The 26,454-nt window shown below is 61.7% G+C and carries 23 protein-coding genes and 1 riboswitch; of the genes, 15 read left to right on the plus strand and 8 right to left on the minus strand.

Annotated elements, in window-relative coordinates; translation table 11 throughout:
* The first annotated feature begins 14 nt into the window (after positions 1 to 14).
* Positions 15 to 374, plus strand: a complete 360-nt coding sequence (folB, locus tag ACJ8QI_RS18130; protein WP_019453081.1) for a bifunctional dihydroneopterin aldolase/7,8-dihydroneopterin epimerase — start codon at positions 15 to 17, stop codon at positions 372 to 374.
* 132 nt (positions 375 to 506) lie between these two features.
* A complete protein-coding gene (bacA, locus tag ACJ8QI_RS18135; protein ID WP_025160107.1) occupies positions 507 to 1,331 on the plus strand; it encodes an undecaprenyl-diphosphate phosphatase in 825 nt (274 codons plus the stop codon).
* A gap of 39 nt (positions 1,332 to 1,370) precedes the next feature.
* Here bacA and ACJ8QI_RS18140 read toward each other — a convergent pair whose 3' ends face one another.
* Positions 1,371 to 2,615, minus strand: a complete 1,245-nt coding sequence (locus ACJ8QI_RS18140) for a multifunctional CCA addition/repair protein (RefSeq protein WP_197796853.1) — start codon at positions 2,613 to 2,615, stop codon at positions 1,371 to 1,373.
* 122 nt (positions 2,616 to 2,737) lie between these two features.
* The gene (locus tag ACJ8QI_RS18145) at positions 2,738 to 3,358 is read right to left on the minus strand and encodes a TIGR04211 family SH3 domain-containing protein (RefSeq protein WP_019453078.1); all 621 of its coding nucleotides are present in this window, start codon (positions 3,356 to 3,358) and stop codon (positions 2,738 to 2,740) included.
* A 278-nt stretch (positions 3,359 to 3,636) separates the two neighbouring features.
* On the opposite strand from ACJ8QI_RS18145, the gene ACJ8QI_RS18150 reads away from it, so the two are divergent.
* From ACJ8QI_RS18150 to hldE, 3 genes are all read left to right on the plus strand, one after another.
* On the plus strand, positions 3,637 to 4,944 hold the full coding sequence (locus ACJ8QI_RS18150) for a CYTH domain-containing protein (protein WP_442532897.1): 1,308 nt from the start codon (positions 3,637 to 3,639) through the stop codon (positions 4,942 to 4,944).
* A gap of 45 nt (positions 4,945 to 4,989) precedes the next feature.
* On the plus strand, positions 4,990 to 7,827 hold the full coding sequence (gene glnE / locus ACJ8QI_RS18155) for a bifunctional [glutamate--ammonia ligase]-adenylyl-L-tyrosine phosphorylase/[glutamate--ammonia-ligase] adenylyltransferase (protein ID WP_442532898.1): 2,838 nt from the start codon (positions 4,990 to 4,992) through the stop codon (positions 7,825 to 7,827).
* 77 nt (positions 7,828 to 7,904) lie between these two features.
* Positions 7,905 to 9,335 carry a bifunctional D-glycero-beta-D-manno-heptose-7-phosphate kinase/D-glycero-beta-D-manno-heptose 1-phosphate adenylyltransferase HldE gene (gene hldE, locus ACJ8QI_RS18160; RefSeq protein ID WP_019453075.1) on the plus strand — a complete coding sequence of 477 codons (1,431 nt, stop codon included), beginning with the start codon at positions 7,905 to 7,907 and terminating at the stop codon, positions 9,333 to 9,335.
* A gap of 51 nt (positions 9,336 to 9,386) precedes the next feature.
* Here the strand turns inward: hldE and ubiK are convergent, their stop codons facing one another.
* A complete protein-coding gene (gene ubiK / locus ACJ8QI_RS18165; protein WP_442532899.1) occupies positions 9,387 to 9,662 on the minus strand; it encodes a ubiquinone biosynthesis accessory factor UbiK in 276 nt (91 codons plus the stop codon).
* Between the two features lie 145 nt (positions 9,663 to 9,807).
* Positions 9,808 to 9,968, plus strand: a riboswitch (FMN riboswitch).
* 109 nt (positions 9,969 to 10,077) lie between these two features.
* Between ubiK and ribB the strand changes: the two genes are divergently transcribed.
* Positions 10,078 to 10,731, plus strand: a complete 654-nt coding sequence (gene ribB, locus ACJ8QI_RS18170) for a 3,4-dihydroxy-2-butanone-4-phosphate synthase (RefSeq protein WP_033636071.1) — start codon at positions 10,078 to 10,080, stop codon at positions 10,729 to 10,731.
* Between the two features lie 53 nt (positions 10,732 to 10,784).
* Here ribB and ACJ8QI_RS18175 read toward each other — a convergent pair whose 3' ends face one another.
* Positions 10,785 to 12,317: an alkaline phosphatase gene (locus tag ACJ8QI_RS18175; protein ID WP_442532900.1), complete on the minus strand. Its 1,533-nt coding sequence runs from the start codon at positions 12,315 to 12,317 to the stop codon at positions 10,785 to 10,787.
* 322 nt (positions 12,318 to 12,639) lie between these two features.
* Between ACJ8QI_RS18175 and ygiD the strand changes: the two genes are divergently transcribed.
* Entirely contained in the window at positions 12,640 to 13,422 is a 783-nt protein-coding gene (ygiD, locus tag ACJ8QI_RS18180) for a 4,5-DOPA dioxygenase extradiol (RefSeq protein ID WP_442532901.1), read from the plus strand.
* Between the two features lie 48 nt (positions 13,423 to 13,470).
* Here the strand turns inward: ygiD and ACJ8QI_RS18185 are convergent, their stop codons facing one another.
* Together ACJ8QI_RS18185 and ACJ8QI_RS18190 are read right to left on the minus strand one after the other, a co-directional pair.
* Positions 13,471 to 14,631 carry a glutathionylspermidine synthase family protein gene (locus ACJ8QI_RS18185; protein ID WP_442532902.1) on the minus strand — a complete coding sequence of 387 codons (1,161 nt, stop codon included), beginning with the start codon at positions 14,629 to 14,631 and terminating at the stop codon, positions 13,471 to 13,473.
* Between the two features lie 3 nt (positions 14,632 to 14,634).
* The gene (locus ACJ8QI_RS18190) at positions 14,635 to 15,303 is read right to left on the minus strand and encodes a DUF1190 family protein (protein WP_049198472.1); all 669 of its coding nucleotides are present in this window, start codon (positions 15,301 to 15,303) and stop codon (positions 14,635 to 14,637) included.
* A gap of 353 nt (positions 15,304 to 15,656) precedes the next feature.
* Between ACJ8QI_RS18190 and ACJ8QI_RS18195 the strand changes: the two genes are divergently transcribed.
* The 4 genes from ACJ8QI_RS18195 to dhaM are packed head-to-tail and all read left to right on the plus strand — an operon-like array spanning position 15,657 to position 19,969.
* Positions 15,657 to 16,757 (plus strand): glycerol dehydrogenase, encoded by a 1,101-nt coding sequence (locus ACJ8QI_RS18195; protein WP_060424753.1) that lies wholly within the window; start codon positions 15,657 to 15,659, stop codon positions 16,755 to 16,757.
* Between the two features lie 51 nt (positions 16,758 to 16,808).
* A complete protein-coding gene (gene dhaK, locus ACJ8QI_RS18200; protein WP_193158418.1) occupies positions 16,809 to 17,879 on the plus strand; it encodes a dihydroxyacetone kinase subunit DhaK in 1,071 nt (356 codons plus the stop codon).
* Positions 17,880 to 17,888: 9 nt separating this feature from the next.
* Positions 17,889 to 18,521 (plus strand): dihydroxyacetone kinase subunit DhaL, encoded by a 633-nt coding sequence (dhaL, locus tag ACJ8QI_RS18205; protein WP_442532903.1) that lies wholly within the window; start codon positions 17,889 to 17,891, stop codon positions 18,519 to 18,521.
* Positions 18,522 to 18,538: 17 nt separating this feature from the next.
* The gene (dhaM, locus tag ACJ8QI_RS18210) at positions 18,539 to 19,969 is read left to right on the plus strand and encodes a dihydroxyacetone kinase phosphoryl donor subunit DhaM (RefSeq protein ID WP_442532904.1); all 1,431 of its coding nucleotides are present in this window, start codon (positions 18,539 to 18,541) and stop codon (positions 19,967 to 19,969) included.
* Here the strand turns inward: dhaM and dhaR are convergent.
* On the minus strand, positions 19,966 to 21,915 hold the full coding sequence (gene dhaR / locus ACJ8QI_RS18215) for a dihydroxyacetone kinase operon transcriptional regulator DhaR (protein ID WP_442532905.1): 1,950 nt from the start codon (positions 21,913 to 21,915) through the stop codon (positions 19,966 to 19,968). The genes dhaM and dhaR overlap by 4 nt on opposite strands.
* 150 nt (positions 21,916 to 22,065) lie before the next feature.
* Positions 22,066 to 23,580 carry an outer membrane channel protein TolC gene (tolC, locus tag ACJ8QI_RS18220; RefSeq protein WP_442532906.1) on the minus strand — a complete coding sequence of 505 codons (1,515 nt, stop codon included), beginning with the start codon at positions 23,578 to 23,580 and terminating at the stop codon, positions 22,066 to 22,068.
* Positions 23,581 to 23,927: 347 nt separating this feature from the next.
* Between tolC and nudF the strand changes: the two genes are divergently transcribed.
* From nudF to yqiA, 4 genes are read left to right on the plus strand one after another with little or no spacing between them, the layout of a single operon-like run.
* On the plus strand, positions 23,928 to 24,560 hold the full coding sequence (gene nudF / locus ACJ8QI_RS18225; protein ID WP_004937242.1) for an ADP-ribose diphosphatase: 633 nt from the start codon (positions 23,928 to 23,930) through the stop codon (positions 24,558 to 24,560).
* Positions 24,560 to 24,985 (plus strand): DUF1249 family protein, encoded by a 426-nt coding sequence (locus ACJ8QI_RS18230; protein ID WP_004937244.1) that lies wholly within the window; start codon positions 24,560 to 24,562, stop codon positions 24,983 to 24,985. Before nudF ends, ACJ8QI_RS18230 begins: the two co-directional genes overlap by 1 nt.
* 27 nt (positions 24,986 to 25,012) lie before the next feature.
* Entirely contained in the window at positions 25,013 to 25,840 is an 828-nt protein-coding gene (cpdA, locus tag ACJ8QI_RS18235) for a 3',5'-cyclic-AMP phosphodiesterase (RefSeq protein ID WP_004937250.1), read from the plus strand.
* A complete protein-coding gene (gene yqiA / locus ACJ8QI_RS18240) occupies positions 25,840 to 26,424 on the plus strand; it encodes an esterase YqiA (RefSeq protein ID WP_442532907.1) in 585 nt (194 codons plus the stop codon). The genes cpdA and yqiA overlap by 1 nt, the downstream gene beginning before the upstream one ends.
* Positions 26,425 to 26,454 lie beyond the last annotated feature (30 nt).

Below are 26,454 nucleotides of genomic sequence, written 5' to 3' on the forward strand. Positions count from 1 at the left end.
CAGAGAATGACGTGATGGATATCGTATTTATTGAAGAGCTTACCGTAATTACCACCATTGGCGTTTATGAGTGGGAACAGGGCATTCGTCAGAAGCTGGTGTTCGATATCGAAATGGGCTGGGATAACCGGCCGGCCGCCGCCAGCGACGACGTAACTGACTGTCTGAGCTATGCCGACGTCAGCGACGCCGTGATCCAACACGTGGAGTCGAACCGTTTTGCGCTGGTGGAGCGAGTGGCAGAGGAAATATCTGAAATTTTGCTTCAGCGCTTCAATTCCCCCTGGGTCCGTATTAAGGTCAGCAAACCGGGCGCTGTAGCACATGCCAGTCGGGTCGGCGTGATCATTGAGCGCGGCACTCGTCCCGCATGATTTTATGTCATCTGCTTGCAACGAAAGGCCGTTAACCTGGTCTTAATCCTGAGAATTGTTTTAGCGGCATTGTCTTTAAGCATTGCCGCTTTTTTATGTGATAGCCGTTATTTTATGGGGTGAGCGAAGCACATGGCAGACATGCATTCACTGTTTATTGCGTTTGTTCTTGGGGTTGTCGAGGGATTAACCGAATTTCTGCCGGTTTCTTCCACCGGGCATATGATCATCGTCGGCGAGTGGCTGGGCTTTACCGGCGACAAAGCCAAAACCTTTGAAGTCATTATCCAGCTGGGGTCGATCCTGGCCGTAGTCGTGATGTTCTGGCGCCGGCTGTTCGGCCTGATCGGCATCCATTTTGGCGGCAAGCCGGTGGAGCACGAGGGCAAAACCAGCGGCCAGCTGAAGCTGGGGCACATCCTGTTGGCGATGATCCCGGCGGTGGTGCTGGGCCTGGCCTTCCATGATTTCATCAAGTCGCTGTTCGCGCCGAAAAACGTGATGTACGCGTTGGTGGTCGGCGGCCTGCTGCTGTTGGCGGCGGAATGGCTGAAGCCGAAGAAACCGAGCGCGGAAGGGCTGGATGACATCACCTACCGCCAGGCGTTCATGATCGGCTGCTTCCAGTGCCTGGCGCTGTGGCCGGGCTTCTCCCGTTCGGGTTCCACTATCGCCGGCGGTATGCTGGTGGGCGTGAACCGCTATGCGGCGTCCGAGTTCTCCTTCATCCTGGCGGTGCCGATGATGATTGGCGCCAGCGGCCTGGATCTGTACAAGAGCCTGCACTTCCTGACCTGGGGCGATCTGCCGATGTTTGCCGTCGGTTTCATTACGGCCTTCGTGGTGGCGCTGATTGCGATCAAGACCTTCCTGTCGCTGATCAAACGCATCTCGTTCGTGCCGTTCGCCATCTACCGCTTTATCGTGGCAGCCGTGGTTTACATGGTATTCCTGTAAGCCCGACGCCAAGAAAAAACCCCGCTTTGCGGGGTTTTTTTATGCCTGATCGTTGATAATCGTTTGGCTGAGTTTCCAGTCGGCCAGCGCCTGCTGGCGGCGACGTTTGAGCTCGTCGCGGATCGCGGTGCCCTGCAGCCCGCTGGCCACCACTTCTTTGATAGATACCGCGTTCGCCACCTGATACGCCTGGCGCAGATAGTCGCCCTGTGGATAAGGGTTCTCCTCAAAGCCGGTGCGCCCGCGCGCGTCCGCTTCGCTGGTCAGGATCATCTGCTCCAGCCTCTGGGGCTTGCGCCAGACGTCGATGGCGTCGAACAGCTTCAGCAGGGTTTCCGGCCGCAGCTTGTTCACGGTGTGGATCAGGTCATGGTACTCGGCCACCAGCTTGCTCAGATCGCGCACCGGGTTGGGCACCCGCAGCCGCTGGCACAGCGCTTCGACCAGCCGCACGCCCGCCGGGCCGTGGCCGTGGTGATGCGGCCAGAATTCTTTCGGCGTCAATCCTTTGCCGAGGTCATGACACAGGGTGGCGAAGCGCACGTCCACCTCCGGCGTGAGGCGGGCGGCAATCGCCAGCGCCATCAGCGTGTGCACGCCGGTGTCGATCTCCGGGTGCCACTTGGCGGGGGCCGGTACGCCGAACAGCGCGTCGATTTCCGGGAACAGCACCGCCAGCGCATCGCAGTCGCGCAACACCTGAAAATAGACCTGCGGGCTCTGGCTTTGCAGCGCCTTTTCGGTTTCCTTCCAGACGCGTTCGGCGGTCAGCGCAGCCAGTTCACCGCCGTGCGCCATTTGGCGCATCAGCGCGAGCGTTTCGTCGGCGATGTGAAAACCCAGGTGGGCGAAGCGAGCGGCGAAGCGCGCCACACGCAGCACGCGCAGCGGATCTTCGCCGAACGCGTCGGAAACGTGGCGCAGCACGCGCGCCTGCAGATCGGCCACGCCGCCGTAAGGATCAATCAGTTCCCCTTCGGCGGAGCGGGCGATGGCGTTGATGGTCAGATCGCGCCGCAGCAGATCTTCTTCCAGCGTCACGTCCGGCGCGGCATAGCAGGTAAAACCGGTGTACCCCTGGCCGGATTTGCGCTCGGTGCGTGCCAGCGCGTACTCCTCATGAGAATCGGGATTGAGGAACACCGGGAAATCTTTGCCGACTTGCTGATAGCCCAATGCCAGCAGCTCCGCCGGCGTGGCGCCCACCACCACCCAATCATGATCGACCACCGGAATGTCGAGCAGGCTGTCGCGAACGGCGCCGCCGACCAGATAAATCTGCACTGTTGACTCCTGAATATCGTGTAAGGCTCTGTCTATCAGATTACATGAATTGGCCGCGGGATGTCGGCACTAATGAAAAGGGCGCCCGCAGGCGCCCATACTCAAACTGAACGATACTGAGATCAGTTCATCCAGCGGTTGTTGTTCTTGCGGCGCGGGATCAGGTGCGGCAACAGCAGGCCCAGCAGCAAACCGACGCCGGCGACGCCGCCGCCGTACATGAACCACTGCAGGATAATGGTGCGCTGCTTGTCGTCGAGCTGCAGATTAACGGCGTTGACCTTCTTCTGCGCGACCACCAGCTGGTTTTTCAGATCCTGGTTTTCCTTCTGCAGGCTGCTGATGGTGCTGTCGCTGCCCGCGACTTTCTCCTGCATTTCCGAGGTGCGCTGGTTCCAGGTGTTGTCGATGTTGGCCAGCTTGTCGGTCAGGGTTTTCACCTGCTGTTCCAGCTCGGGCACGCGAGTGCGCAGGCTTGGCGTCTGGCTGAGCTGGTCGAGCGGGATCCAGGTGGTGCGGCCTTTCGGATCGCGGATCTGGCCGTAGTTGGTGCTGTCGTTGACGCTCAGCAGGGTGACTTCTTCACCGGCGTTCAGAGTGCCGACAATACGGTACTGATTACCTGGGCCGCTATGGACGTAAGTGCTTAACTCATCGGAGATATAGCGTTTATCTTCGGCATGTGCGGCCCAAGTGATGCTGAAGCTCAGCGCGGCAAGGCAAATCAGGCGTAATTTCTGCATTAGTTCATCGTTTCTGGGTGAATTTATGGAACGATAGTAGAGCGTTCAGTCTGACGACGCAACGCCAAAACCGGAATGAGAACTATCTTACTGTGGCTGATTCTGTGAGTTGCGCAGCGTTTTATAACGTAACAGGTTTTTTCTACAGTTAGCAGGGTTAAGGCGCCGGGAATCGCGGTAAGATAATGGCAACTGTGCGTCATTGGGCAGCATACGGCGGGCCGAACGCGCCGCGCTGAAACTGACGCGAATGCGTAACTTATTGGTGTTAAAGAATTATGACCGTTGAAATTGAACTGAAATTCATCGCCGCGCCGCAAGCGGTGGCCGCTCTGCCACAATGGCTCGCCGCCTGGCCGCATCAGCATTCCGCGCCGCAAAAGCTGACCAACATTTACTTCGAAACGGCCGACAACGTCCTGCGCCGTCACGACATGGGGCTGCGGATTCGCGGTTTCGACGATCGCTATGAGATGACCATCAAAACCGCCGGTAAAGTGGTGGGCGGCCTGCACCAGCGCCCGGAATACAATGTCGCTATCGCTGAGCCGCAGCTGGCGTTGGCGCAGTTCCCTGCCGACATCTGGCCGCAGGATTGCGATATCGCGGCGCTGCAGCAGGCGTTGCAACCGCTGTTCCGTACCGATTTCGTGCGCGAGAAGTGGGTGGTTACTTACGGCCAAAGCGAGATCGAGATTGGCCTGGACCAGGGCGAGGTGCGTGCCGGTGACCTCAGCGAAGCCCTGAGCGAGGTAGAGCTGGAGCTGCTGAACGGCAATACCGCCGATCTGCTGGCGTTGGCCGGTGAGCTGGCGGCGCACGGCGGGCTGCGTCAGGGCAGCCTGAGCAAGGCGGCGCGCGGTTACCACCTGGCGCAGGGCAATCCGCCGCGCGAGTTGCGCCCGCTGCGGGTGTTGAAGCCGGCGGCGAAGGCGACCGTGGAACAGGGGATGATCGCCGCCTTCGAGCTGGCGCTGGGCCACTGGCAGTACCACGAAGAGCTGTGGCTGCGCGGCGACGCGCAGGCGCGCGCTTCGGTGATTGAGGCGGTCGGAACGATTCGCCAGGCGCTGGTGATCTTCGGCGGTTTGGTGCCGCGCAAGGCCAGCGCCGATCTGCGCGCCCGTCTGACCGAGCTCGAGCCGCTGTTGGCGGACAAAGCCGCGCAACCAGAGGCCCTGTGCTACAGCGCCACCTACCTGCAATGTAAGTTGGCGCTCACATCATGGCTGGTGAGCGGCGCCTGGCGGCCGTTTATCGATGCCAAAGCGCAGGCCAAGCTGGACGGTTCTTTCAAACGCTTCAGCGACATCATGCTGGGGCGCAGCGGTGCGGAGCTGAAAGAAGCCTTCAGCCGTACGCTGAACGAAGATGAATATCAGGAACAATTGCCGCGCCTGACGCGTCAGATTTCGGCGCTGGTCCTGCTGTCGGGTGCCTACCCCGACGAGCAGACCGGCCCTTATATCGAGGCCTGGCGCGAACTGCAGGCGGCGCTGAGCGAGCGCCGTCAGGGCTGGTATGAAGCCAGCCGCAAACAGGCCTTATCGCATGCGCCATTCTGGTTAAACGGCGCGCTTCGTTAATCAAGCCGGCCCGCCAGCCGTGGGCCGCAGAACGGGTCATACACTATGTCGCCACTTTCAGCCGCGTTACAGGCTCAGGCACAGCAGGTTGTGCAGCGTTTTCAGGAAGTTCACGGCGCGGACAGCGCCTTTAGCGAACAGGAGCAGTGGGTGCTGGCGTCGAGCGACTTCGTCAGCGACGCGCTGCTTGCCCAGCCAGCCTGGCTGGCGATGCTGCGCGAACAACCACCGGCGCCCGGCGAGTGGCAACACTATGCCGCCTGGCTGCAGGACGAGCTGGAAGAGGTGCGCGATGAGACGCAGCTGATGCGCACGCTGCGTCTGTTTCGCCGTGAAACGCTGGTGCGCATCGCCTGGGCGCAGGCTCAGGGGCTGTGTTCGACCGAAGAAACGTTACTGCAGCTGAGCGGATTGGCGGAAACGCTGATCGTCAGCGCGCGCGACTGGCTGTACCAAACCTGTTGCCGCGAGTGGGGCACGCCGTGCAACGCCGCCGGTGAACCGCAGCCGCTGCTGATCCTCGGCATGGGCAAGCTGGGCGGCGGCGAGCTGAATTTCTCGTCGGATATCGATCTGATCTTCGCCTACCCGGAAAACGGCCAGACTCAGGGCGGGCGGCGCGAGCTGGACAATGCCCAGTTCTTCACCCGCCTTGGCCAGCGGCTGATCAAGGCGCTGGATCAGCAGACTATTGACGGCTTCGTCTATCGCGTCGACATGCGGTTACGGCCGTTCGGTGACAGCGGCCCATTGGTGATGAGCTTTGCGGCGCTGGAAGATTACTATCAGGAGCAGGGGCGCGACTGGGAGCGCTATGCGATGGTGAAGGCGCGCCTGATGGGCGGCGCGGAAGACGCCTACAGCCAGGAGCTGCGCAAAACGCTGCGGCCGTTCGTGTTCCGCCGCTATATCGATTTCAGCGTCATCCAGTCGCTGCGCAACATGAAGGGCATGATCGCCCGTGAAGTGCGGCGTCGCGGCCTGAAGGACAACATCAAGCTGGGTGCCGGCGGCATTCGCGAAATCGAATTCATCACCCAGGTATTCCAGCTGATCCGCGGCGGCCGCGAGCCGGCGCTGCAGGGGCGTTCGCTGCTGCCGACGCTGCAGGCGGTGGGTGAACTGGGGCTGCTGGAGGCCGAGCAGGTGCGGGCGCTGAGCGCCGCCTACCTGTTCCTGCGGCGGCTGGAGAATCTGCTGCAGGCGATCGGCGATCAGCAAACCCAGACGCTGCCGCAGGATGCGCTCGATCAGGCGCGGCTGGCCTACGGCATGGGGCTGGCGGATTGGCCGGCGCTGATGGCGACGCTGGAGTTGCACATGCAGGCGGTGCGGGCGGTGTTCGATGACCTGATCGGCGACGATAGCCCGGATGTCGGCGAAGATCCCGACTATCAGCACTACCACAGCCTGTGGCAGGACGCGCTGGAGGAAAACGAGCTGGCGCCGCTGACGCCGCACCTGGACGAAGAGGGGCGCCGACAGATGCTGCGCACCATCGCCGATTTCCGCCACGACGTCGACAAACGCACCATCGGCCCGCGCGGCCGCGACGTGCTCGATCAGCTGATGCCACGTCTGCTGGCTGAGGTGTGCCCGCGCCAGGACGCGCCGACCGCGCTGGTGCGGCTGGCGCAGCTGCTGCTCAGCATCGTCACCCGCACCACCTACCTCGAGCTGCTGGTGGAGTATCACGCGGCGCTCAGCCATCTGATCCGCCTGTGCGCCGCGTCGCCGATGGTTGCCAACCAGCTGTCGCGCTACCCGCTGTTGCTGGACGAACTGCTGGATCCGGCCACGCTGTATCAGCCGGTGGCGCTGGACGCCTACCGCAGCGAGCTGCGCCAGTACCTGCTGCGGGTGCCGGAAGACGACGAAGAGCAAAAGCTGGAGGCGCTGCGCCAGTTCAAGCAGGCGCAGCAGCTGCGCATCGCTGCGGCGGATATCGCCGGCGCGCTGCCGGTGATGAAAGTGAGCGACCACCTGACTTATCTGGCGGAGGCGATCATCGACGCGGTGGTGCAGCAAGCCTGGAGCGATATGGTGGCGCGCTACGGCCAACCGACCCACCTGCAGGAGCGCGAAGGGCGCGGCTTTGCGGTGATCGGCTACGGCAAGCTGGGCGGCTGGGAGCTGGGTTACAGTTCCGATCTCGATCTGGTATTCCTGCTGGATTGCCCGCCGGAGGTGATGACCGACGGCGATCGCTGCATCGACGGCCGTCAGTTCTACCTGCGGCTGGCGCAGCGGGTGATGCATCTGTTCAGCACCCGCACCTCCTCCGGCATTCTGTATGAGGTGGACGCGCGCCTGCGGCCTTCCGGCGCTGCGGGGATGCTGGTCAGCACCGTCGAGGCGTTCGCCGATTACCAGCAAAACGAAGCCTGGACCTGGGAACATCAGGCCCTGGTGCGCGCGCGCATCGTGCATGGCGACCCGGCGCTGCATCAGCAGTTCGACACGATCCGGCGCGAGATCCTGTGCAAAATGCGCGATGCGGAGATCCTGAAGCGCGAAGTGCGCGAGATGCGTGAAAAGATGCGCAACCATCTCGGCAACAAGCAGCGCGATCTGTTTGATATCAAAACCGATGAGGGCGGCATTACCGACATCGAATTTATCGCCCAATATCTGGTCTTACGCTATGCGCCGGGTGAACCGCGGCTGACGCGTTGGTCGGACAACGTGCGCATCTTCGAGCTGATGGCCAATTACGACATCATGCCGGAAGAGGAGGCGCGCGCGCTGACCCAGGCCTATGTCACCATGCGCGACGAGATCCACCATCTGGCGCTGCAGGAGCATTCCGGCAAGGTCGGCAGCGGGCTGTTCGCCGCCGAGCGCGAGCAGGTGCGCGCCAGCTGGGCCAAATGGCTGGATTAATACCTTTTTGCGGGTATTCCGGCGGTCTGTGGTAATATCTGCGCCACTAAAATTTTGTACTTTTTTGGAGTTATCGGATGAAAGTTACGCTGCCTGATTTTCGCCGCGCCGGTGTGCTGGTGGTCGGTGACGTCATGTTGGATCGCTATTGGTACGGGCCGACCAGCCGCATTTCACCGGAAGCCCCGGTGCCGGTGGTCAAGGTCGATACCATCGAAGAGCGTCCCGGCGGCGCGGCTAACGTGGCGATGAACATCGCTTCGCTGGGTGCCACTTCCCGTCTGGTGGGCCTGACCGGCATCGACGATGCGGCGCGGGCGCTGAGCGCCAAGCTGAATGAAGTCAACGTGCGCTGCGACTTCGTCTCGGTGCCGACCCATCCGACCATCACCAAGCTGCGCGTGCTGTCGCGCAACCAGCAGCTGATCCGTCTCGACTTCGAAGAAGGCTTCTCCAACGTCGATCCGCAGCCGATGCTGGAGCGCATTCAGCAGGCGCTGCCGCAGATCGGCGCGCTGGTGCTGTCCGATTACGCCAAGGGCGCGCTCAGCCAGGTGCAGGGCATGATCCAACTGGCGCGCGCCGCCAAGGTGCCGGTGCTGATCGATCCTAAAGGCTCTGACTTCGAGCGCTATCGCGGCGCGACGCTGCTGACGCCGAACCTGTCCGAGTTCGAAGCGGTGGTGGGCCACTGCAAGGATGAGGCGGAACTGGTGGAACGCGGCATGAAGCTGGTGGCGGATTTCGAGTTGTCGGCGCTGCTGGTCACCCGTTCAGAACACGGTATGACGCTGCTGCAGCCGGGCGTTGAACCGCTGCACTTGCCGACCCAGGCGCAGGAAGTGTTCGACGTGACCGGCGCCGGCGACACTGTGATCGGCGTGCTGGCCGCCTCGCTGGCCGCCGGCAATTCGCTGGAAGAGTCCTGTTTCCTGGCCAACGCCGCCGCCGGCGTGGTAGTGGGCAAGCTCGGTACTTCCACCGTGTCGCCCATCGAGCTGGAAAACGCGGTGCGCGGCCGGGCCGAAACCGGCTTTGGCGTGATGACCGAAGCGCAGTTGAAACACGCCGTGGCGCAGGCGCGCCAGCGCGGCGAGAAAGTGGTGATGACCAACGGCATCTTCGACATTCTGCATGCCGGCCACGTCTCTTATCTGGCCAACGCCCGCAAGCTGGGCGATCGCCTGATCGTGGCGGTGAACAGCGACGCCTCGACCAAGCGCCTGAAAGGGGAAACACGCCCGGTCAACGCGCTGGAGAACCGCATGATCGTGCTGGGCGCGCTGGAAGCGGTGGATTGGGTAGTACCGTTCGAAGAGGATACGCCGCAGCGCTTGATCGCCGACATTCTGCCGGATCTGCTGGTGAAAGGCGGTGATTACAAACCGGAAGAGATTGCCGGCAGTGCGGAAGTGTGGGCCAACGGCGGCGATGTCAAAGTGCTGAACTTTGAAGACGGGCTGTCGACCACCAACATCATCAAAGCGATCAAAGACGGGCGCGGCTAACGCCGGGCGACCTAAAGAACAAGGGCGCGCGGTGCGCGCCCTTGGCGGGAATTATTCGCCTTCCTGCTTGGCGGCCGGTGCCGCGCTCAGTTTGCTTTCCAGCTCGGCCATGCGCTGTTCCAACAGCGCCAGCTTCTCGCGGGTGCGCAACAGCACCTGAGTCTGTACGTCGAACTCTTCGCGGTTAACCAAATCCAGGCGGGTCAGCTGCGACTGCAGGACCTGACGGATTTTTTTCTCAACGTCTTCCCCGAATTCACGAACGCCTTTAGGCATGGACTCATGAACCTGGCGTGCGATTTGTTCGATTTTTTTCGGGTCAATCATGGCGTATCCCTTTCAGAGTTTAATAGCTGCCGCTTAGTGTAATGCGAGTTGCCCGCCGGATAAACCATTAAGCGCATTCGCCGTGCGTGGCCGAATTGTGCTTTTGCCAATTGCCCTGCCTACCCATTAGCGTTATAGTCATCCTGCTTATTCTCAGGGCGGGGTGAAAGTCCCCACCGGCGGTAAATCACCTTCTACGGTGAAAGCCCGCGAGCGCTCAGCCAGCCTGTCAGGGCCGGTTAGAGGTCAGCAGATCCGGTGTAATTCCGGGGCCGACGGTTATAGTCCGGATGGGAGAGAGTAACGGTATCTGCCGGGCTTGCGCCCGCTTGCGTTATTTTTTTAGCTATTGCTAGCTACTCCTCAAGATCGCCCTGGTTCTGGTAATCCATAATTTTTAATGAGGTTTTTTACCATGAATCAGACGCTACTTTCAGACTTCGGCACGCCGACAGAACGCGTTGAACGCGCGATTGACGCACTGCGCAACGGGCGCGGCGTAATGGTGCTCGATGATGAAAACCGTGAAAACGAAGGTGACATGATCTTCGCCGCGGAAACCATGACCGTTGAGCAGATGGCGCTGACCATTCGCCACGGCAGCGGTATCGTGTGCCTGTGCATCACCGAAGAACGCCGTCAGCAGCTTGAGCTGCCGATGATGGTGACCAACAACTCCAGCCAATTCCAGACCGCCTTCACCGTGACCATTGAAGCGGCGCAGGGCGTGACCACCGGGGTTTCCGCTTCCGATCGCCTGACCACCATCCGTGCGGCGGTGGCAGACAGCGCCAAGCCGAGCGACCTGAACCGTCCGGGCCACGTGTTCCCGCTGCGCGCGCAGCCGGGCGGCGTGCTGAGCCGTCGCGGCCACACCGAAGCGACCATCGATCTGGTTTCCATGGCCGGTTTCAAACCTGCCGGCGTGCTGTGTGAACTGACCAACGACGATGGCAGCATGGCGCACGCGCCGGAAGTGATCGCCTTCGCCAAACAGCACGACATGGTGGTGCTGACCATCGAAGATCTGGTGGCCTACCGCCAGGCGCACGAGAAAAAAGCCAGCTGATAGCCGGCCGCTTTCAACGATAAAAAAGCCGCGTAACGCGGCTTTTTTTGTGGCTACCGTTTTGACAGGCGTTCGCCGATGCGGCTGGCGTAATTCATCACGTGGAAGGTGTAGTTCTCCTCCACCGTGCCCTGGAACAGATGGGCCCAAGGGCCGATGGCGTAGATGCCGAGATCTTCCCCGCCGTGGGTCTCGCTTTTCAGCGGGACCAGCGCCGGCTGAATAAAGTCGGGCGCGGTGGCCTGCTCCATGGTCAATGCCGGGCGTTCGGCCAGCGGGATCGTGCCGCCGGGGCCATTGGCGAAACCGACGGTGGTATAAGGCTTGCCGTCGCTGCCCAGCAGCGGTTTGCCGTTGACCCCCACGGAAATACCGAGGATAGGATTACCCCGCTTGGCATAGCCGGCGATGGTGAGTGTGTGGCTGTGATCGCCGGTCACGATTACCAGGGTTTCGTCCAGATTGACCTTGTCGACGATGGTTTTCACCGCTTCGTTCAGGGCGACCGCGTCGCTCAGCGTGCGGTAGGCGTTACCGCTATGGCTGCCGTGATCGATGCGTCCACCCTCCACCAACAGCAGGTAGCCCTCGGGATTCTTGGCCAGAATATCGATGGCCTTGCCGGTCATTTCCGCCAGCGAAGGTTCTCCCGCCGCGTCTTGCCGCCGATCGTGCTCGAAGTTCATGTGCGACGGCTCAAACAGGGCCAACAGGTGGTCGACCTTACCCGGCTCGATTTTGTCGAACTGCGCCTGATTCCATACGTATTGACCTCGCTCGCCATAGCGTTGTAGCCAGGCCTGCGTCAGATCGCGGCCATCCTTTCTGGCGCCTGTCTTGCCGGGGTATTCCGGATCGCTCACGCTGTCGGGCAGGAAGTTGGCGCGCCCGCCGCCCATTGCCACGTTGAGGCCGTTGCCGTACTTCATTTCCACCAGTTGGCGCGCGATGTCGCGGCAGCCTGCGGCCAGGGCCGCTGCCGGCATTTTTGCGTCGGATTCCCAATCGCGGTTGGCGATATGGGCATAGGTCGCGCCCGGCGTGGCGTGGGTGATGGTCGCGGTCGTCACGGCGCCGGTGGACATGCCGAGCGTTGCGGCCATCTCCCACAGCGTGGTGACGGCCTTGGTTTGCTGGTCCTCGCAATTATTGAGGGCAGCCGTATGGTTGAGGCCCATCAGATCGTTGATGGTTTTGACGCCGGTGGTCATCGCTACTGCGCTGGGGGCGGAGTCGGTGATTTGGGCGTCGGCGGAGTAGGTTTTGGCCGCCGCCAGATAGGGGAAGGCCTCCCAGGCCAGCACGTTGGATTCGCCGTCCACGCCGCGCTGCTGCCCTTCAAAAATGCGGGCGGCGGTCACGGTGGAAAACCCCATGCCGCCGCCGACCACCAGAATGACGTTTTTGGCGCGGTTGGTGTTTGGCGTCTGTTTCAGCCGCTGTTGCAGCTGAGCTTGCGCCTGAAGGAAGTAAGGGTCTTCGCGCTGCGTCAGCTGCGCGTTGTCCGCTGTGCCGGCGGTTGCCGTCCAGCCGGCGAATAAGGACATGGAAAGTGCCAGGCGGGTTGCCAGTGTGAGTCTGAACATGAATTCCTCCTTGGTGAGACGTAATTCCCATTGCGCGGCGGGGCTGTCGGCCCCCGTCGGCAGAGGAGGAGTGTATAGATTGCGTTAACAAAAAATACATAAATTGTTCACAAATTGGATCTGTGTGGCAGTAATGCCATGACATTCATGTTTGTTATTAATCTATTGAAATATATAAATTTTTTATCTTTCTGTCTGCCGGCGCATTCCTCCGTTTTTAATTCAAATTTATTGAATATCTTCATCACGGTTATCCGGCTGTGTTGGTGCGGCAAAGCGCGTAATGTAGCGGCATAGCACAATTTGAACTAAGGATCTCCCTATGAACACCTCTCGTATGCCTGCACTGTTTCTTGGCCACGGTAGCCCGATGAACGTGCTGGAAGACAATCGTTACACCCGGGCATGGCGTGCGTTGGGTGAGTCATTGCCGCGCCCGAAGGCGATCGTGGCGGTTTCCGCACATTGGTATACCCGCGGCACTGCGGTTACCGCGATGGAAAAACCCAAAACCATTCACGATTTCGGCGGGTTCCCGCAGGCGCTGTTCGATATCCGTTATCCGGCGCCGGGCTCTCCCGCGCTGGCTGCGCAGCTGCAGCACATGCTGGCGCCGGTGCCGGTAACGGCCGATCTCGGCGAGTGGGGGTTGGATCACGGCACCTGGGGCGTCTTGATCAAGATGTATCCCAATGCCGACATCCCGGTGGTGCAGCTCAGCGTCGACGGCACGCAGCCGGCGGCCTATCACTATGAACTGGGCCGTAAACTCGCTGCGCTGCGCGATGAGGGGGTGATGATTGTCGCCAGCGGCAACGTGGTGCACAACCTGCGCATGGTGAAGTGGCAGGGCGATACCAGCGCCTACCCGTGGGCGGAATCGTTCAATAACTTTGTCCGCGATAACCTGCGTTATCGGGGCGATAACCATCCGCTGGTGGATTTCATGCGCCATGAGGGGGCGGCGCTGTCGAATCCGACGCCGGAACACTATCTGCCGTTGCTGTACGTGCTTGGCGGTTGGGATGGAAAAGAGGCCATCAGCGTGCCGATCGACGGTATCGAAATGGGAGCGCTGAGCATGCTGTCGGTGCAGGTAGGCTAAAGAAAAAACGCCAGTCAGAGACTGGCGTTTTTGTCTTCGGCGGAGCGATCAGTCGAGAATGGTGTGCGGATAGAAGCGCGACAGATCCTGCGTGATCAGTTCGCGATCTTCGCGCAGACCGATGCCGCAAGGTTGATCGTTCACCAGCCAGCTGCCGATCAACGTGTAGCTGTCTTCGAACTTCGGCAGCGGATGGAACTGCTGCACGATCATGCCCTCTTCGCCGTATGGCCCATCGACGCGCGCCACTTCCTGACCGTTTTCGACGATCTGGATATTGGCGCCTTCGCGTGAGAACAGCGGCTTGGTGACGTAATGATCCATCGGCGGATGATCGTCTTGCGCGAAATAAGCCGGCAACAGATTCGGGTGGTTCGGGAACATTTCCCACAGCAGCGGCAGCAGCGCCTTGTTGGAGATGATGCTCTTCCAGGCCGGCTCCAGCCAGCGCACGCCGGCGTCTTCGAGCTTGGTAGAGAACATCTCGCGCAGCATGAATTCCCACGGGTAGAGCTTGAACAGGTTGCCGATCACCTGATCCTGCAGATCGGTAAACTGGCCTTTCTCGCCGAGGCCAATCTCTTCCATGAACAGAAACTCGGTCGGCAGACCGGCTTCCTGCGCGCAGTCCTGCAGATATTGCACCGTGCCGCGATCTTCCTCGCTGTCCTGGCAGCAGGCCAGGTGCAACAGGCCAAAACCGTGATGCGCTTTCAGATCGGCGAAACGCTCGATCAGCTTCTCCTGCAGGCTGTTGTACTGATCCGACTCCGGATCCAGCTTGCCGGCGTTGATCTGGTCTTCCAGCCACAGCCACTGGAAGAAGGCCGCCTCATACAGCGAGGTTGGCGTATCGGCGTTGTTTTCCAGCAGCTTCGGCGGGTTGACGCCGTCGTAGGCCAGATCGAGACGCGAGTACAGCGACGGCTGGTGGGTGCGCCAGGAGCTGCGCACGAACTCCCAGGTGTGTTTCGGGATGCAGAACTTGGCCATCAGCTCGTCGCTGCCGACCACTTTTTCTACCACCTGCAGGCACATCTGGTGCAGCTCCGCGGTGGCGCTTTCGATCTCTTCAATCTGCGCCAGCGTGAACTGGTAATAGGCGTCTTCACACCAGTAGGGCTCGCCGTACATGGTGTGGAAACGGAACCCGAACTCGGTCGCTTTTTCACGCCAGTCCGGGCGCTCGGTAATAGCAATACGTTTCATGCATCAACCGCCCATGCTGCGAGAGCCGGAGTTGGAGGTGGCGCTGCTGCGCTGCATGCTGGTCTGCTTGGCCACGGTCTCGCCGAAGCCGCCGCGGGTCACGGTGTTGGTGACCGCAGGCTTCGGCGCCATGGCGGTTTTCGGCACCGTCATGGTGCGGCCGCCGGCGGTGGCCGGGCCGTAGCTCTTGCCGCTGGCGTCGACAAACTTGCCGTTCGCCGGGCTGGCGGCGTTCTTGGAGGTGAACAGTGGCTGCTGCGCGAAACCGGAGCCGCCCATCAGGCGACCCATCATGTAGCCCGCCATCAGCGGCATCCAGAAGCTGCCGCTGCTTTGCGATTCCGCCGCCATGCCGGCCTGCGCCGGAGCCGGCGCCTGGGTGCACTGCGCTTCGCCGAACTCGGCGACGCAGTCTTCGCGGGTAGCATATTTCGGTGCGGTTTTCGCCGCTTCTTTCAGGGCGCTGTTGTAGGCGGTGGTGCACTGCTCGCTCATCGAAGGATTGGCGCGCGAACAGTCATCGGCATTCTGATACAGGGAGACCGTTTCATCGCTCTTCTCGCAGCCGGCCAGCATAAAGACAGCGCTGATCGCCAAAGCCACGGGCGCGACACGGTAGCTGCGCCAGGATTTGCGGAACGTCTCTTGGTTGATGTTTTTTGTCCGTTTCATCGTTATCAATCCCATCATGCGGGCTGTTTTCGCCCTTTCCCAGTAGTGGCGCTAAGGATAGGGGAAACATGGTCAAAATTAAAGCTGAAACGCCCGCAGAATCGACTCTTTACGCAGTTATACGTTGGGGTGTGCGCCAGTTCGCTTTCGCGGCGAAAAAACGCGCGTTGGTGTTTCATCATGAAACGTTGTCGCTATGATGATGTTCCATAATGGAACAAAAATCGCGAGGCTCGCCAGGCGGGCGGCGGGCGCTCATAGTCGAAGCACAACAACAAGCCGGCGGCGAAGTCGGCGCGTCATCACCTGATATCTGAACGTTACCATCGCCAACTCCCTACAAGGATCCGGTTATGTTGAGAATCATCCAGTCACCAGGCAAATATATTCAGGGCGCCAATGCGCTGGCCGCCGTCGGCGAATACGCCAAATCCCTCGCCGATCACTACCTGGTGATCGCTGACGACTTCGTGATGCAGCTGGCGGGCGACACCCTGATGGGCAGCCTGCAGCAGCACGGCGTGAAACATCACGCGGCCCGCTTCAACGGCGAATGCTGCCGCAAAGAGATAGACCGGCTCGGCCATGAGCTGCAGGCTCACGGCTGCCGCGGCGTGATCGGCGTCGGCGGCGGCAAGACGCTCGACACCGCCAAGGCCGTGGCGCACTACCAACAGCTGCCGGTGGTGCTTATTCCCACAATCGCCTCCACCGATGCGCCGACCAGCGCGCTGTCGGTCCTCTACACTGAACAGGGCGAATTCGCCGAATACCTGATTTATCCGCGCAACCCGGACATGGTGGTGATGGACAGCGCCATCATCGCCAAAGCGCCGGTGCGCCTGCTGGTAGCTGGCATGGGCGACGCGCTCTCTACCTATTTCGAAGCCCAGGCCTGTTTCGACGCCCAGGCCACCAGCATGGCCGGCGGCAAATCGACGCTGGCGGCGCTCAGCCTGGCGCGGCTGTGTTATGACACGCTGCTGGCGGAAGGGGTGAAAGCCAAACTGGCGGTCGAGGCCGGCGTGGTGACGGAAGCGGTGGAGCGCATCATTGAGGCCAATACCTATCTGAGCGGCATCGGCTTCGAGAGCAGCGGGCTGGCGGCAGCGCATGCCATTCACAACGGTTTTACCGTGCTGGAAGAGTGCCACCACCTGTATCACGGCGAGAAAGTGGCGTTCGGCACCCTGGCGCAGCTGGTGCTGCAGAACAGCCCGATGGCGCAGATTGAAACCGTGCTGGCGTTTTGCCATGGCATCGGCCTGCCGATCACGCTGGCGCAGATGGGCGTCACCGGCGATGCGACGGCGAAGATCATGGCGGTGGCCGAGGCCAGCTGCGCCGCCGGCGAAACCATTCACAACATGCCGTTCAAGGTCACCCCAGCGGGCGTGCAGGCGGCGATCCTGACGGCGGATAGGCTGGGCGCCGCCTGGCTGCAGCGTCATTGATACCCTTGGGGCGCGGTGCGCCGCGCCCCTGTTCTTACAGAGGAAACCATCGTGAAAAAACTGATTAATCAGGTCGAGTCGGTGTTGGAAGAGCAGTTACAGGGGCTGGCGGAGGCCCATCCCGAGCTGCTGGTGCACGCGGATCCGGTGTTCGTGACCCGCGCCGACGCGCCGGTGGCGGGCAAGGTGGCGATCCTGTCCGGCGGCGGCAGCGGCCATGAGCCGATGCACTGCGGCTTCGTTGGCGAAGGGATGCTCGATGGCGCCTGTCCGGGCGAGATTTTTACCTCGCCGACGCCGGATAAAATGTACGAGTGCGGCCAGGCGATCGACGGCGGCGCCGGGGTGTTGCTGCTGATCAAGAACTATACCGGCGACGTGCTCAACTTCGAAACCGCCACCGAGCTGCTGCACGACAGCGGCGTCGCGGTGGCGACGGTGCTGGTGGATGACGACGTGGCGGTCAAAGACAGCTTGTTTACCGCCGGGCGGCGCGGGGTGGCCAACACCGTGCTGATGGAGAAGTTGCTGGGCGCCGCCGCGGCGCGCGGCGACGATCTGGACAGCGTGGTGACGCTGGGGCATCGCATCAATAACCACGGGCATTCGATCGGCATCGCGCTGGGGGCTTGCACCGTTCCGGCCGCCGGCAAGCCGTCGTTCACCCTGGCGGAGAACGAAATGGAGTTCGGCGTCGGCATTCACGGCGAGCCGGGCATTGCGCGCCGCCCGTTCACCACGCTCAACGCGGCGGTGGACGACATGTTCCATACGCTGATCGACCACGGCCACTATCAGCGCACGATCCGCGTCTGGGATCGTCAGCAGGGCGAGTGGCGCGACGAGATGCAAACCAAGCAGCCGCTGAGGCGCGGCGATCGGGCGATCGCGCTGGTCAACAACCTGGGCGCCACGCCGCTGTCCGAGCTGTATGGCGTGTACCATCGATTGGCGGAACGCTGCGCTGAGGCGGGCATCATTATCGAACGCAACCTGGTGGGCTCTTATTGCACCTCGCTCGATATGCAGGGCGTGTCTATCACGCTGTTGAACGTGGACGACGAGCTGTTGTCCTTGTGGGATGCGCCGGTGAAAACGCCTGCGCTGCGTTGGGGTTGCTGAGGAGGAATCATGGCGTTGACCAAACAACAGGTTGTCGATTGGCTGATGCGTTGCGGCGAGGTGTTCAGCCGGGAGCGCGATTTTCTGACCCGGTTGGACACCGAGATCGGCGATGCCGACCACGGTTTGAACATGAATCGCGGTTTTAACAAGGTGGTAGAAAAACTGCCGTCGGTGGCAGACAAAGATATCGGCTTCATTCTGAAAAATACCGGCATGACGCTGCTGTCGAGCGTGGGCGGCGCCAGCGGCCCGCTGTTCGGCACCTTCTTCATCCGCGCGGCGCAGGCGGCGAACGCCAAGCAAAGCCTGGATCTGGCGGAGCTGCAGCAGATGATGCAGGAGGGGGTGGAAGGCGTGGTGATGCGCGGTAAGGCGGAGCCGGGCGACAAAACCATGTGCGACGTCTGGTGGCCGGTGGTGGAAAGCCTCGGCCAGTCCGCGCAGCAGAACCTGAGCGTGTCGGAGGCGCTGCAGCGCGCCGCCGACAGCGCCGAGCGGGCGGTGGAGAGCACCATTACCATGCAGGCGCGCAAGGGGCGGGCCAGTTACCTGGGCGAGCGCAGCATCGGCCACCAGGATCCCGGCGCCACTTCGGTGATGCTGATGATGAAAACGCTGGCCGAGGTCGCCGGTAGTTAGCTGTAGCAGGAGGCGAGATGATTAATATCGTGGTGGTTTCGCACAGTGCGTTGCTGGCGCGCGGCGTTGAGCAGTTGGCGCGGCAGATGATGCGCGGCGATGGCTGCAAGCTGGCGCTGGCTGCGGGCGTGGATGACGAGCAGCACCCGATCGGTACCGACGCGGTCAAAGTGATGGAGGCGATCGAAGCGGTTGCCGACGGCGACGGCGTTCTGGTGCTGATGGATTTGGGCAGTGCGCTGCTCAGCGCGGAAACTGCGCTCGATTTGCTGGACCCGGGCTTGGCCGCCAAAGTGCGGCTGTGTGCGGCGCCGCTGGTCGAAGGCACGCTGGCGGCGGTGGTCGCCGCCAATTCCGGCGCTTCGCTGGAGCAGGTGGTGGCGGAGGCGCAGGGCGCGTTGCAGGCTAAACAGGCGCAGCTAGGCGAAGGCTCGCCGGCCACGAAAAGCGCGGCTTTGCCGCTGGCGCAGGGTAAAAGCGCAACCTGGACGGTGCAGAACCCGCACGGGCTGCATGCGCGCCCGGCGGCGCGGCTGGTAGAGGCGCTGGCGCCGTTCAAGGCCGAGCTGGTGCTGGAAAAACAGGGGCAGTGCGTCGATCCGCGCAGCCTCAATCAGCTGGCGCTGCTGCAGGTGCGCCACGGCGACACCATTCGCCTGATCGCTGACGGCGCGCAGGCGGACGAAGCGCTGGCGGCGTTCAAAGCGCTGGCGGAACAACATTTCGGCGAGACGGTCTCCGAGCGGCAGCAGCCTTCGCTGCACGGTATCCCGGTGGCGGAGAGCGTCACCAGCGGGCCGGTGTTCCAGGCCCACAGCTTCTGGCCGCCAACCGTCGAACGACGGATCGGCGCGGACGAAGTGTTGGGTGAACAGCAACGCCTGCGGGAGGCGCTACAGCACACCCTGAGCGATCTGAACCGGCTGGCGGAACGTACCGGTACGCTGATCGGCAAGCCGCAGGCGGCGATCTTCGGCGCCCACAGCATGCTGTTGGACGATCCGGATCTGCAGCAGGCGGCTTACACCCGCATTGCGCAACAGCTGTGCTGCGCTGAACAGGCCTGGCGGCAGGTGCTGGAAGCGATCGCCGAAGAGTACCGCGAACTGGATGACGACTACATGCGGGCGCGTGAACTGGACGTGCGCGACATGCTGCGCCGCACGCTGTGCCATCTGCAGGGGCTGCCGCTGCCGGCCATCGCGCTGGCAGAGCCATCGATACTGGTGATGGACGAGCTGATGCCTTCAGAGGTGGTGATGCTCGACAGGCGGCTGGTGCTCGGCATCTGCCTCAGCGGTGGCAATGCCCTGTCGCACAGCGCCATTCTGGCGAAGGCGATGGGCATTCCGATGGTGGTCGGCATGCAGGATTGCCTGAGCAAAACCCGCAGCGGGCAGAAGGCGATGCTGGACGCCGCGCGTGGGGTGTTGCAGCTCAGCCACTAGGCACGCAGCTTGAACTGGCGGATGTCGATCCCGTGTTGTTTGATCTTCCGCCACAGGGTGGTGCGGCCGATGCCCAGCAGCTGCGCCATCTCCGTCAGCTGACCCCGGCTGACGGTCGCCGCGCGGAGGATCGCCTGGCGCTCCATGTCCGTCAGCGTCAACAGCGGCGCGCCGGGCTGCGGATCGCTCTCCAGCAGCGACGGCTGGCCGAGCAGGTGCGCCGGCAAATCTGCTAACTGGATGTGGTGGCCGTGGCAGATCATCGCCGCGCGCTCCACCACCCCTTTCAGTTCCAAATCGTTGCCCGGCCACAGGTAGAGCGCCAGCTGGGCCATCACTTCGTCATCCACCCGAAAGCGACACTGAAAATGTTGCTCCAGCGCGCGCAGATGGTGTTTGACCAGCAGCGGAATATCGCTCAGCCGCTGGCGCAGCGGCGGGATCTGGATCTCGAAGGCTTGCAGGCTGTAAAACAGCTGGCGGCGGAAGCGGTTTTGCTGCACCAGCAGCGGCAGATCGGCGGCGCTGCCGGCGATCACCCGCACATCGACCGGGATCACCCGGCTGGAATTGAGGCGGATCACCACGCCGGTTTTCAGCACCTGCAGCAACGCCGACTGCATCTCCGCCGGCAGGTATTCGATCTGTTCGAGGTACAGCGTACCGCCGTTGGCCAATTCGAATTTGCTCAGCTGGCCGGCCTCTTCTTCGCTGGCGTCGCTGCCCAGCAGCTCACGTAACCCCTGTGCCTGCGGCAGCAGCTGGCAGTTGAGGGCGATATACGGCCCGGCGGCGCGTTCGCCGGCGTTGTGGATAGCCTGGCTGAGCCGCTCTTTGCCGACCCCTTCCTCTCCGCGCAGCAGGATTGGATGCTGGCCCTTGGCCGCCTGCTGCCCGTAACGGATCAGCCGCCGCATCTCCAGCGAGGCGGAGGGCATCTGCTCGAAGCTGTGGCTGACTCGCCCCAGCTGGCTGCTGACGTACTGGCGCAGCCGCTCGAGCGGGTGCAGCAGGGCGATGAAACTGCAGCGTTCGCCGTCGAAAATCGGCTTGAGCGTCAGCAAGGCGGCGATAAACTGCCGCTGGCTTTCGAAGGTGACTTCGACGTGTTGCAGCGGCTGCCGGTCGGCGATGGCGCGCTTGAGCAGGGCGGGCAGCGTCAGCAGTTGCGCCAGCGGTTTGCCCTGGCTCTGCTGTTCGTCCAGCTTCAGCAGGCCGGCGGCGCGCTGGTTGATGTATTGCAGGTAACCGCGGTGATCCCAGGCCATGACGCCGTCGTCTACGCCGTCCAGCAGACCGTAAAGCTGATTCAGATGACGGTTGGATTCCGCCAGCAGGCCGTCGGCGTTCAGCGAATTGCCGATTTCGCGGGCGATGGCCAACGTCAGCGACAGATCGCCGGCGGCGCAGTCGGCCAGCAGGCAGCCTAGCGCGATCGAGCCGCGTTGGCGGCCGCTGTTGTCGTAGACCGGCGTGGCGCAGAACGACCAGCCGTGCAGCGCCCGGCGCACATGCTCCTCACCGCTCACCCGCACCGGGTGGCCTTCCGCCGCCGCCAGCGCCGGGGCGTTGGTGCCGATCTGCCCCTCGGCCCAGTAAGCGCCGGGGGCGAACCCCAATGGCTGCAACAGCTCCCAGGTTTTGGCGTCGCCGCAGTGCCACAGCATGCAGCCGCTCTCGTCGAGGATCATCAACAGGCAACGCCGTGGCTCCATGTATTCGCAGGCGTCTTCCAGCGCCGCCTGGCCGAGCGTCAGCAGGTCGTTCTTGCGGCGGCAAATCGATTCGAAGGTGGCGCCCTGGGCACGGTGCGGTGCCTGCCAAACGTCGGGCTGCATCAGGCTGCGGCAGCGCAGCCAGGAAGCGTAAACCGCCTGTGCCGGGCGCTGCGGCGGCGGCAGTTCGCCGTCGTTAATCAAGCGCTGCCAGCGTGAATCGTTGTCCATCGAACCTCATCCAGACTGCGAAAACGAGAGTGACGATGATACCACCTGGCGCAGCGGCGGCTGTGAGGCGGCGGGCAGAAGTGGGGAAATCGGGGCAAAAAAAACGGGGTGCGGCGCACGCCGGACCCCGTGTTTATCAACGCGCGCGCATCAGTTGCGGAATGGGTTGCCGCTGTTGCGTGCCGGTTGGCTGACGGCCGGTGCCGCAGCGCGTGTGGCGCTCGGTGCCGGTGCGGCGACCTGTTGCATCAGCGCGTTGTCCTGATAACCGTCCGCGTAGGCGTCCTGAGAGCGGTTCTGCGGCGCGACGGCGTCAGGCGCGGTCGACACCGGTTTGCCCAGTGCGCCGTTCAGCGTCAGCAGATCGTTCTGGTTCAGCGTGCCGAGCGCCGACTTGATGTTCAGCTGGTTGATCAGGTAGGTATAACGCGCGCTGGAAAGCTGCTGCTTGGCGTTATACAGGGTACTGGTGGCGTTCAGCACGTCGACGATGGTGCGGGTACCGACCTGATAACCGGCTTCCATTGCATCCAACGAGCTCTGCGCGGAGATCACCGCCTGCTTGTAGGCGTTGATGCTGCTGATCGAGGCGTTGACGTTGTTGAACGACGAACGCACGGTCTGCACCACGCCGCGGTGGGCGCTTTCTAGCTGCTCGCTGGCGCCGACAAAGCCGTACTGCGCCTGTTCCACCTGCGAGTTGGTTGCGCCGCCGCTGTACAGCGGCAGGCTGATCGAAACGCCAACCTGGTTTTGGCCGGCATCAGAATTGCTGTAACGGCTGGAGCTCAGCGTGTCGTGAGTGGCGGAACCGTTGTAACGGGTATTGGTGATCCCGGTCGACGCATTCAGGTTGACCGTCGGCATATAACCGGTCTGCGCAGAGCGAATCTGCTCGCGCGCCAGGTCCTGGCTCAGACGGGCGGACAGCAGGCTCAGGTTGCGCGCTTCCGCTTCTTTCAGCAGGTTGTTCACCGCTTCCGGGCGCTGGGTATTGAAGCGATCGGTATTCAGCGAGGCCAGCTCAGGATAGAAGGTGCCGGTGATCTGGCGCAGCGATTCCAGCGCGTTGTCCAGGTTGTTGCGGGCAGTGACTTCGGCCGCCAGCACGGTATCGTAGGCGGAACGGGCGTTCTGCACGTCGGTGATCGCCACCAGGCCTACGTTGAAGCGCTGGGTGGTTTGATCCAGCGTGCGGTAAACCGCTTGTTTGTTCGCCTGGGTATAAGAGAGCGTGTCAATGGCGCTCAGCACGTTGAAATAGGCGGTGGCGGTGTTGAGGATCAGCTGCTGTTCCGCGGTCTGGAAGGTCACGTCGGAGATGCCGGCGGTCTTTTCCTGCAGCGTCAGCGCACGCCATTTCGACATGTCGAAGATGGTTTGCGTCAGGCCGAGTGAAGCGCTGGTGACATTGCTGTTGACGCCGTTGCTGTCGCGATAGCCGTTGTTGTAGTTGTAACCGGCGCTCAGGCCGAGCTGCGGCAGCAGCGGGCTGCGCGCTTCATTGATCTTTTCGAATGCGGCGTCGCGGTCAGCAGCACTTTTGCGCAGATCCGGGTTACTTTCCCTGGCCTGTTTGTAGACCTGCAGCAGGTTCTCTGCCTGGCTCATTGCACTGAAGCCGCCCAGGCTCAGTCCGATAAGAAGGGGGAGCAGTTTCTTCATTTGCATTCCTTGTTGTGCAGCAATATTGCTATGTTAGCGCTGACGATAGACGAAATAGTTGCCGATTCTAGCAGAGTCTGCGGTACGCATCAGGTGGCTGAATGTGCCATCTCACGTAACTTTTACCTTTCAGACCGCCCATTTACCTTGGCGTACTGTCCGGGTCGACTGCAGCTGATATTATGGCTGACAATCCGGATTGTTTCCCGCTATTACCTGCGAGCGCACAAACGCGCCGCGTCCGGCGGCGAAAAACAGCCTAACATAAAGCGGCGGCGGTGAGACCCGCTGTTTCTGTCATCAAAACCGTTTATTTTATCGGCATACTCACGCAGGAGAATTCGCGCATGAACCGTTCGCAGCCGTCACCCGTCACTTTCGATAAAAAAGATGTAGAAATTATTGCACGCGAGACGCTGTACCGTGGTTTTTTTTCACTCAATTTATACCGGTTTCGCCATCGCTTGTTCAATGGCGAAATGAGTCCTGAAATCACGCGTGAAATTTTCGAGCGCGGCCATGCGGCGGTGCTGCTGCCTTACGATCCGGTGCGCGACGAAGTGGTACTGATTGAACAACTGCGCATCGCCGCGGTCGATACCAGTAATTCGCCCTGGCTGCTGGAAATGGTGGCGGGTATGATCGAAACCGGCGAAAGCGTCGAAGACGTGTGCCGCCGCGAAGCGCAGGAAGAGGCCGGCGTGGTGGTCGGGCGCTGCAAGCCGGTGCTGAGCTATCTGGCCAGCCCGGGGGGCACCAGCGAACGTCTGTCGATCATGGTCGGCGAGGTAGACGCCGGCACCGCCGAAGGCATCCATGGCCTGGCGGAAGAACATGAGGATATCCGCGTCCACGTGGTCAGCCGCGAGCAGGCTTACCGCTGGGTGGAGGAGGGCGCGATCGATAACGCCGCATCAGTGATTGCATTGCAATGGCTGGCGTTGCACCATGAATCGTTGAGAAAAGAGTGGGCCAACTAATGAAACAGCGCTATACCCCTGATTTCCCCGAAATGATGAGATTGTGCGAAACCAACTTCGCGCAATTGCGCCGCTTGTTGCCGCGCAACGACGAAGCGGGCGAAACGGTGACTTATCAGGTGAACGGCGCCGGCTATCGTTTGACCATCGTTGAGTCCACGCGTTACACGTCGCTGGTGGAGATCGAGCAGATCTTTCCGGCGGTCAGCTACTGGAGCCTGCCCGCGATGACGGTGCGGCTGTACCATGACGCCATGGTTGCGGAAGTGTGTTCCAGTCAGCAGATCTACCGCTTTAAAGCGCGTTATGATTATCCTAATAAAAAGTTGCATCAACGCGACGAAAAGCATCAAATTAACCAGTTTCTTGCTGATTGGCTGCGCTACTGTTTGGCGCATGGAGCGATGGCGGTTCCGGTTTGTTAGACAGACTGAAATAACAAAGGACACCATTTGGAAAGCCTGTTTAAACTGCCCGTGGCGAGTGGGGCCGCGGTCAGGATTCTACAAATAACAGATACCCACCTTTTTGCCGGCGAACACGAGACGTTGCTCGGCATCAATACCTATCGCAGCTATCACGCGGTGCTGGACGCCATCCAGGCGCAGCGCCGCGATGTCGACTTGATCGTCGCCACGGGAGATTTGGCGCAGGATCATTCGCAGGAGGCGTACCGCCACTTCGCCGCCGGCATCGCGCAACTGCCGGCCCCCTGCGTGTGGCTGCCGGGTAACCACGATTTTCAACCGGCGATGGTCGACGCGTTGGCCGCCGCCGGTATCGCGCCTTCCAAACAGGTGCTGCTGGGCGATAACTGGCAGGTGCTGATGTTGGACAGCCAGGTGTTCGGCGTGCCGCACGGCGAATTGAGCGAATACCAGCTCGAGTGGATGGAGCGCTGCCTGCAGGCTCACCCCGAGCGCTATACGCTGTTGCTGCTGCACCATCATCCGCTGCCTTCCGGCTGTACCTGGCTTGATCAGCACAGCCTGCGCAACCCGCATATGCTGGGTGCGATCTTGCTGCGTTATCCGAAAGTGAATACCGTAGTGTGCGGGCACATTCACCAGGATCTGGATCTGGAATGGCAGGGCCGGCGCCTGTTGGCGACGCCCTCGACCTGCGTGCAATTCAAGCCGCACTGCACGAACTTCACCATCGACGACGTCTCCCCCGGCTGGCGCTACCTCGATCTGTTGCCGGATGGCCGCGTCGAGACGCAGGTGTTCCGCCTGGAAAACGACGATTTCCGCCCCGATATGGACTCGGATGGATACTGATGCCTTCGACACTGCTCTACCTGCACGGTTTCAACAGCTCGCCGCAGTCGGCCAAGGCGGTGGCCTTCAAGGCCTGGCTGGCTGAGCACCATCCCGATATCCAGATGCTGGTGCCGCAGCTGCCGGCTTTTCCGGCGGAGGCCGCCGAGATGCTGGAGAATCTGGTGCTGGAGCGCGCCGGCCAAACGCTCGGGTTGGTCGGCTCTTCGCTCGGCGGCTATTACGCCACCTGGCTGTCGCAGTGTTTTTCGCTGCCGGCGGTGGTGGTCAACCCGGCGGTCAAGCCGTTTGAGCTGCTGGTCGACTATCTCGGCGCCAACGAGAACCCCTACACCGGCCAGCAATATGTGTTAGAGTCTCGTCACGTTTACGATCTGAAAATGATGCAGATCGATCCCTTGGAGTCGCCGGATTTAATCTGGCTGCTGCAGCAAACGGGCGATGAAATTCTCGATTACGGCCAGGCAGTGGCGTATTACACCGCGTGTCGGCAAACGGTGGAGTCGGGTGGAAACCACGCCTTCGTCGGTTTCGAGCACTACTTCCCCCAGATTGTGGATTTTTTAGGGCTAAACGCGGTCTGACGGACCGTTCCGGCACCTCCCTTTAACCAC

The organism is Serratia sp. CY84636, from assembly GCF_052166245.1.
Classification (GTDB): domain Bacteria; phylum Pseudomonadota; class Gammaproteobacteria; order Enterobacterales; family Enterobacteriaceae; genus Serratia; species Serratia nevei.

Coding starts and splice junctions, on each gene's coding strand:
- folB (WP_019453081.1), top strand. CDS start 15: ATGGATATCGTATTTATTGAAGAGCTTACCGTAATTACCACCATTGGC.
- bacA (WP_025160107.1), top strand. CDS start 507: ATGGCAGACATGCATTCACTGTTTATTGCGTTTGTTCTTGGGGTTGTC.
- ACJ8QI_RS18145 (WP_019453078.1), bottom strand. CDS start 3,358: ATGCAGAAATTACGCCTGATTTGCCTTGCCGCGCTGAGCTTCAGCATC.
- ACJ8QI_RS18150 (WP_442532897.1), top strand. CDS start 3,637: ATGACCGTTGAAATTGAACTGAAATTCATCGCCGCGCCGCAAGCGGTG.
- glnE (WP_442532898.1), top strand. CDS start 4,990: ATGTCGCCACTTTCAGCCGCGTTACAGGCTCAGGCACAGCAGGTTGTG.
- hldE (WP_019453075.1), top strand. CDS start 7,905: ATGAAAGTTACGCTGCCTGATTTTCGCCGCGCCGGTGTGCTGGTGGTC.
- ubiK (WP_442532899.1), bottom strand. CDS start 9,662: ATGATTGACCCGAAAAAAATCGAACAAATCGCACGCCAGGTTCATGAG.
- ribB (WP_033636071.1), top strand. CDS start 10,078: ATGAATCAGACGCTACTTTCAGACTTCGGCACGCCGACAGAACGCGTT.
- ACJ8QI_RS18175 (WP_442532900.1), bottom strand. CDS start 12,317: ATGTTCAGACTCACACTGGCAACCCGCCTGGCACTTTCCATGTCCTTA.
- ygiD (WP_442532901.1), top strand. CDS start 12,640: ATGAACACCTCTCGTATGCCTGCACTGTTTCTTGGCCACGGTAGCCCG.
- ACJ8QI_RS18185 (WP_442532902.1), bottom strand. CDS start 14,631: ATGAAACGTATTGCTATTACCGAGCGCCCGGACTGGCGTGAAAAAGCG.
- ACJ8QI_RS18190 (WP_049198472.1), bottom strand. CDS start 15,303: ATGAAACGGACAAAAAACATCAACCAAGAGACGTTCCGCAAATCCTGG.
- ACJ8QI_RS18195 (WP_060424753.1), top strand. CDS start 15,657: ATGTTGAGAATCATCCAGTCACCAGGCAAATATATTCAGGGCGCCAAT.
- dhaL (WP_442532903.1), top strand. CDS start 17,889: ATGGCGTTGACCAAACAACAGGTTGTCGATTGGCTGATGCGTTGCGGC.
- dhaM (WP_442532904.1), top strand. CDS start 18,539: ATGATTAATATCGTGGTGGTTTCGCACAGTGCGTTGCTGGCGCGCGGC.
- dhaR (WP_442532905.1), bottom strand. CDS start 21,915: ATGGACAACGATTCACGCTGGCAGCGCTTGATTAACGACGGCGAACTG.
- tolC (WP_442532906.1), bottom strand. CDS start 23,580: ATGAAGAAACTGCTCCCCCTTCTTATCGGACTGAGCCTGGGCGGCTTC.
- nudF (WP_004937242.1), top strand. CDS start 23,928: ATGAACCGTTCGCAGCCGTCACCCGTCACTTTCGATAAAAAAGATGTA.
- ACJ8QI_RS18230 (WP_004937244.1), top strand. CDS start 24,560: ATGAAACAGCGCTATACCCCTGATTTCCCCGAAATGATGAGATTGTGC.
- yqiA (WP_442532907.1), top strand. CDS start 25,840: ATGCCTTCGACACTGCTCTACCTGCACGGTTTCAACAGCTCGCCGCAG.